Raw genomic sequence first — 6,190 nt, 5'->3', positions numbered from 1 at the left:
TAATTCAACTTTAGGAGTATGTCTGGAGTTGGAGGTTTGAATTGACATATGGCGGCGAATTCGCCGCATATATAGCTATCGAGTAACATTATTTCATACGGATACTAAAATTAGTGAAGTACTGAATTTGTCATCAGCAGCACTTGCAAAAGCTACTGACAAAAAGGAAACTAATAATACAAGCATTAAAATTTTACCAATTTCTTTTCTCTTTAGCATTTCATGGCCCCCAATAATTTATTTGAATTAACTCTAAATTTGGCTGGATAGGCATCAACATCCACAAAGCGTGCGATGTTTGAAGTATCCTTACTTCGTAAAATAGCGAATACTGTCAACCTTGGGATATAACTTCTCCAGCGCTGGATTCTTCTCCATATCCTGAAATAAAATAGACAGGATTATCAGGAACAATAGGGGGCAGTGAATGCCTTTTGAACATACTCTTCATTTATTAACACTCATCCTAGAATTTCTATCCTTTTACCCCAAAATACGAGATTATTGTATTTTTTGTTTGTTAATATATTTTTGGTTCTCATTAACATCGAGTGGGTAATTTTAACGTCCTGCAAGCAAATATTCGCAATTATAGATAATCTCCCTGTACAATCCTTTAATTGTGATGTGGTATTTTTGCTCATTCGATTGCGATTTGCATTCGTTCTTTGAATTCCATGACGCATGAAAGGTAGATGTGAATAAATTTAGTTACCCACACGATGTTGAAGAGATCCATATTTTTTTAAGAAAGCTGCAATTAATGAAAAAATCAATGTGAGGATTAGGATGAGTAAACTAAAGTCATCTTTGAACCACTCCATATAGGCATTATAGAATGCGGTTACAAAGGTTATAGTTATAAAAAAATAAAACATTACATTAGCTAATTCTGTATTCATTCGAATTCCTCGTATTAATCTATGTTAAATTTAAAAATATATAAAAGGAGAAGACAACTTCCCCTTTCAAACGTAAAAATAATCGACTTCAACATGCATCGGACTTAATGGGTTTAGAGTCAAGAAAAAATCGAGATATATGTCATGTGTGTCAACTTCAGCATACTCAGCTATTGCATAACCAACTGCGACAGCGATGGCAGACAATGCAGCTGCCTGAGCTAGACCAAAATATGCCAATATTCCAGTAAGAATAGCACCTGTTGCTAGAATATCTGCATACTGAACATCATCATAAATTAAAGTGGAACCCCACGGTGCAGTGCTCGGTACATCAATCTTAGATGAGCTAAGCAGGCTAACAGATTGTTCTCCACTTATATATGTCCCCATTTCTTCGTCTATATTAACGATTTGTTCTTTAGGAACCTCTCTAATTTCATTTGTCTTTTTTGTTTTACCATCAACTGTCATTACCTGATCAAATTGGTACAAAATATTTTCTTGATTCTCTCCAATCTTTGATGAATCTACGCGTAAGTCAAAATTGTTACCAATATATTCAATGTGCGTTGAACCATCTGGTTTTATTATTCCTGAAAATGTTCCTTTTGTTTTTAGCATTTTGAGTTTATCATCTACTTTTTTCTCAACATCGATCTTGAAGTCACCGTTATAGTGGATCTCATCTCCAACCTTTTCATAACTGGTCATTTTGACATTAAAATCGTTAACAGAAATTCCATTAGATTCCAGCATTTGCTCTTGCCAAGTAATTTCGGCTTTTGCACTTGCAGCAGGCACAAATGCTAAGCTAACAACTAAAAGTGCCATAAACATGGCACTCATTCTCACCTTTTCATGTGTTTTCATGTATTTACCTCTTTGATTCATTTACCCCCAGAGGCAAAGCTACGCTTATATAGTACAAACAACAAAACTTAACCTTGCCTTCGGGCACGGGGTTTCAGTTATTCCGTCAAGACTGGCTGAACTCCCCTAACATCGTTATGATGTTGCATTATGTTCTAACTAAGTCACATTATAAATATAATCTGACCATATCATCGAACTGAAAGTGAACAGTTGAATACACAGGGAGATCCTATTTTTTCAAAAAGATGTGGCAGAAATCAGCAGACTTGCCCGACATCCTACTTTGAACCCGATCAACAATAAGCCACATCGAATTACAAAAACAGAACTCACTTCACCAAACGATCCTTGGCATCCCGGACCGCGTCCAGAAGATCCAGACGTCCAATCCTCTCAAGGCGCTCGTAGATCAGCTCCCAGGCACAATCCTTCTCAGGATCAACCTCACATTTGCCATCCATGGAACCACCGCAGGGACCATTAAGCAATTCCTTGGGACACTGGGCTGTGGGACAGACACCACCGAATTCGGCGATCGTGCATTGACCGCACATGGCACATAAATGATGTATGATCCTGTCCCCTGCCATGGCACCCAGGGAGTCGGTGTTGTTGGCAGGATAAACATCAACGTCCACAAAGCGTGCGATGTTCGATGTTCCGCTTCCGCATGCCATGACAAGCACTGCATCGGCATCCTTTATGTCAGGTGCAAGTTCCTCAAGGTATTCACGTGAACGAACGCTGCATGCAGCCTTTGCAACGATTCCACCGATTACGTTTACTCCAGCCTCTTTAAGGTTAGAGGACATTTCCTCGACCTCAGGTTCTCCCCCGACATGCTGCTTGGCAGCGCATACACTGCAACCTATAATAAAAACGGACTCTTTGTCCATCAGCATCCCAAGGATCTCGCTAAAGGGTTTAGAAGATGAGATTATCATGATTACCTCAGATAGCAGTATTCCACATCAGATTCCTGTTTTAGTGCATCTTTGATCATCTTTGATACCAGTGGAAGGTTCCTTGCCTGGCATTCAAGCTTATCGGCAAGTTTTCTGACCTGAAGCAATGTGCCCATTACAATGACATCGGTCTTCTCGGTCTCATGTGAAACCGCATCACGTTCAAGCGCTGCATCCCCGCCGCGTGCCAGTATCTCCTGCTTTATTATCAGGGCTTCAGTGGTAGTAATGTTACTGACGCGTAGTACACGGTTCACAGTCTTGTCTTTCATAATTGTAGAACCCGTGCCAGTCACACCGATATTTCGCATTGCAAGAGCTGCATCATCAGGATCGGATATGTCCAGCACACTGACCTCAAAGCCATTCTCTTCCACGACCGGCTGCCTGCTGCGTATGGCGCCTGCGATCCTTACAACATCAGATGTCTCTGCAACGTCATGGGTACGGATGATATGTGCACCCTTCTGAACAACGATCGCTGCTGCCGCCAGACTGCCATACAGGCGCTCGGTTGCAGGCTTGTTAAGCAGGTCCCCGATGAATGACTTGCGGGAGATGGCTGCAAGAAGCGGTTTTTCGAACACTTTCAGCCGCTCGAACTGGTCGATGGTCTCAAGGTCGTACATCGGAAGTTTTTCAGGCACCCATTTACCGATGGCAGGGTCCAGAATAAGCTGGTCAGTATCAATTCCACGCTCTTCCGAGCGCTTCAGGATGTCGTTAAGGGAACGCATGATCGCATCCATTCCTATCGGATCGCCGGGTAGCTTTTCCGCTGCCATGACAACGGCCGGACAGCCGTGATCGGCAACAACTTCCAGCATACCGCCATCTATTGCAAAACCTGCCACATCGTTGACAACGTCAGCGCCTTTTTCCAGCGCTTTCTCTGCAATATCCGCAAACATCGTATCCACAGAGATCACAGCATCCACGTTGTCCTTCAGAAGCTTCAGAGCAGGTAAAAGGCGGCTGCATTCCTCCTGTTTTGTGATTGGGTTTGCCAGCGGCCAAGTTGATCGGGCACCCAGGTCAATGATGGTGGCTCCATCGTCAACCATCTTATAAGCAACATCAAGAACTGAATCCGCGTCAACCACAGACCCCTTGTAAAAAGATTCGCGGCTCAGGTTTATAACACCCATTAAGCGCACCGGGTGCTCATCGCCCACTTTCAAGCCACATATGTCAACGTCAACAACCATGTATAACCAGTGATTATGAGTTTTTATTGATTATATATAATACGATTGAAAAGAAAATGTGCAGACTGCCTTTAAGCAGTCTTCTGTGCCGCCATCAGGACATGCTGCATGAGTATGGAAATGGTCATCGGACCAACCCCGCCTGGCACCGGAGTGACCAGAGCAGCTTTCTTGATGACGTTCTCAAAGTCAACGTCTCCGTAGACCTTACCGTTCTCTTCCGTGATACCAACATCAAAGATCACAGCACCTTCCTTTACCATGTCTTCCTTGATGAGATGCTTCACACCTGTGGCGACCACGAGGATGTCTGCCTCCTTCGTGAACTTTGAGGTATCCTCGGTGAACACATGGCAGACGGAAACAGTGGCGTTCCTGTTCACAAGCATTGCTGCCATGGGTTTCCCCACAACATTGCTGTGACCTACGATCACTGCGTGCTTGCCCTGTATGTCAATATTGTATTCCTCAAGTGCGCGAATGACACCCTTTGGAGTACATGGCACAAGTTCCTCGATACCAATGAGAAGCTGGCCCATGTTGAAAGGATGGAAACCATCCGCATCCTTTGCAGGGTCTATGGCATTCATTGCTTCCTGTTCATTGAGATGTCCGGGAAGCGGAAGCTGCAGGAGAATACCATGAATATCCTCCCTTGAGTTCAATGTACTGATAATGTCAAGAAGTTCTTCCTGGGTCGTGGACTCAGGAAGCGGGTGATCCTCTGCATAAACACCTACGCGGTCACATGCTTTGTGTTTTAACCTCACATACATCTTTGAGGCGGGGTCATCGCCAACAAGAATGGTAGCCAGCCCCGGAGTTATTCCTTTTTCGCTTTTGAGCTTTTCAACTCCGGCCTTAACCTCTGCTTCCACTTTCTTTGCGACAGCTCTTCCATCAATGATCTTGGTCTGGTCATCGTTAGGCATTACAGATCCACCTTTGTGTTAATTTATTTCAAGTGCTCGTATATCGGGAAACGGCTGGACAGTTCCTGCACATCCGCATTGACTGCTTCAAGAACTGTATCGTTGTCCTTGTTGTTAAGGATAGTCTCGAAGAAATCAGCGATCTCCACCATCTCAGCTTCCTTCATTCCACGGGTTGTTGAAGCAGGAGTTCCTGCCCTCAGTCCGCTGGTTATGAAAGGACCTCTGGTCTCGAATGGGATAGTGTTCTTGTTGATCACAATACCTGCCTTGCTCATGACGACCTCTGCATCCTTTCCGGTGATGTCGTACTTGTTGAGGTTCAAAAGCATGAGGTGGTTGTCGGTACCTTCGGAGACGATATCAAAGCCTCTTTCCTGGAGTGCTGCACAAAGTGCTTTTGCATTCTTTATGGTCTGTTCCTGGTCCTTCTTGAAAGCCTCGCTCTGTGCTTCCTTGAATGCAACTGCCTTTGCAGCAATGATGTGCATAAGAGGACCGCCCTGGATTCCCGGGAAAACTGCCTTGTCAATGCCTTTTGCATATTCTTCCTTGCACATTACCATTCCACCTCTTGGACCGCGAAGGGTCTTGTGTGTGGTAGTTGTCACAAAATCAGCATGTGGGAATGGGTTTGGGTGAACACCGGCAGCGATCAGACCTGCGATGTGTGCAACATCTGCAAGCAGGTATGCTCCGACAGCATCTGCAATTTCCCTGAAGCGCTTGAAATCAATGGTTCTGGAGTATGCGGAAGCTCCCACAACGATCATCTGTGGCTTCTCTTCCTTTGCTATCTCCATAAGTGCATCGTAGTCAAGCATCTCATTCTCTTTGGAAACACCATATGGCACGATGTTGTAGAGCTGGCCGGAGAAGCTCACAGGACTTCCGTGGGAGAGGTGACCACCGTGAGAAAGGTCCATTGACATGATCTTGTCGCCTGGCTTAAGCACGGAGAAGTAAACGGCCATATTTGCGCCTGAGCCGGAATGTGGCTGGACGTTCACATGTTCTGCATTAAAGATCTCCTTTGCTCTCTCGATAGCAAGGGTCTCTGCAATATCAACAAATTCACAACCGCCATAATAGCGCTTTCCGGAATAACCTTCTGCGTACTTGTTGGTCATAATGCAACCCTGTGCTTCCATGACCGCACGGCTTGTGTAGTTCTCTGAAGCAATAAGGTTCAGCTTGTAATCCTGGCGCTCTGCCTCCAATTCCAATGCATTGGCAATTTCTGGGTCGATATCTGAGATATAAGACATAGTTTATCGTTCCTTTGATAGCTATCGTTTTAATTGATC

Annotated in this window: 6 protein-coding genes; all 6 read right to left on the bottom strand. The window is 44.5% G+C overall.

Annotation, left to right across the window (positions count from 1 at the left end; genetic code table 11):
- Positions 1-93: 93 nt before the first annotated feature.
- The 6 genes from E7X56_RS12240 to glyA all read right to left on the bottom strand — a co-directional run bounded on the left by E7X56_RS12240 (position 94) and on the right by glyA (position 6,151).
- Positions 94-219 (bottom strand): hypothetical protein, encoded by a 126-nt coding sequence (locus E7X56_RS12240; protein WP_256360065.1) that lies wholly within the window; start codon positions 217-219, stop codon positions 94-96.
- A gap of 749 nt (positions 220-968) precedes the next feature.
- The gene (locus tag E7X56_RS10980; RefSeq protein ID WP_135606792.1) at positions 969-1,775 is read right to left on the bottom strand and encodes a hypothetical protein; all 807 of its coding nucleotides are present in this window, start codon (positions 1,773-1,775) and stop codon (positions 969-971) included.
- Between the two features lie 332 nt (positions 1,776-2,107).
- Positions 2,108-2,722, bottom strand: a complete 615-nt coding sequence (locus E7X56_RS10975; protein ID WP_135606791.1) for a methylenetetrahydrofolate reductase C-terminal domain-containing protein — start codon at positions 2,720-2,722, stop codon at positions 2,108-2,110.
- A 2-nt stretch (positions 2,723-2,724) separates the two neighbouring features.
- Positions 2,725-3,951 (bottom strand): dihydropteroate synthase, encoded by a 1,227-nt coding sequence (gene folP / locus E7X56_RS10970; protein ID WP_135606790.1) that lies wholly within the window; start codon positions 3,949-3,951, stop codon positions 2,725-2,727.
- Between the two features lie 71 nt (positions 3,952-4,022).
- Positions 4,023-4,883 (bottom strand): bifunctional methylenetetrahydrofolate dehydrogenase/methenyltetrahydrofolate cyclohydrolase, encoded by an 861-nt coding sequence (locus E7X56_RS10965; RefSeq protein ID WP_135606789.1) that lies wholly within the window; start codon positions 4,881-4,883, stop codon positions 4,023-4,025.
- A gap of 23 nt (positions 4,884-4,906) precedes the next feature.
- Positions 4,907-6,151 carry a serine hydroxymethyltransferase gene (gene glyA, locus E7X56_RS10960; protein ID WP_091689185.1) on the bottom strand — a complete coding sequence of 415 codons (1,245 nt, stop codon included), beginning with the start codon at positions 6,149-6,151 and terminating at the stop codon, positions 4,907-4,909.
- Positions 6,152-6,190 lie beyond the last annotated feature (39 nt).

Origin of the sequence: Methanococcoides sp. NM1 (assembly GCF_900774285.1) — an archaeon.
In the GTDB taxonomy this organism is placed as follows: domain Archaea; phylum Halobacteriota; class Methanosarcinia; order Methanosarcinales; family Methanosarcinaceae; genus Methanococcoides; species Methanococcoides vulcani.
Note: the sequence above shows the minus strand (reverse complement) of the source record. Positions and strands in the feature narration are given on the sequence as shown.